The following is a 239-nucleotide window of genomic DNA, read 5'->3' as shown; positions in this document are numbered from 1 at the left end:
TGTTCGTGGATCGCTTCGGTGACCGTCATGCCGACCGAGTAGGACAGCCATCGTCCTCGTTTCGCGAGCCAGGACACGAAGTCGTGGGTGCCGCCGGCGGAGTCGGTGCGGATCAGCGTCTGGCGCCCTCGCCGGTAGGGCTTCGGTAGTTGGGCGAGGGCCAGTTGGGCGGTGGCGATGTGGTCGGCAGCGGTGTTGGAGCCAGCGTTCCCCGGCCTGAGGAGGGTGGCGACAGCCTC

1 protein-coding gene is annotated in these 239 nt (G+C 68.2%); it reads right to left on the bottom strand.

Annotation, left to right across the window (positions count from 1 at the left end; genetic code table 11):
* Positions 1-239, bottom strand: a 239-nt coding sequence (locus IG99_RS43930; protein ID WP_037684710.1) for a transposase, incomplete at both ends; no start/stop codon positions are given.

Origin of the sequence: Streptomyces griseus subsp. griseus, assembly GCF_000720255.1 — a bacterium.
Lineage (GTDB): Bacteria > Actinomycetota > Actinomycetes > Streptomycetales > Streptomycetaceae > Streptomyces > Streptomyces griseus_I.
Note: the sequence above shows the minus strand (reverse complement) of the source record. Positions and strands in the feature narration are given on the sequence as shown.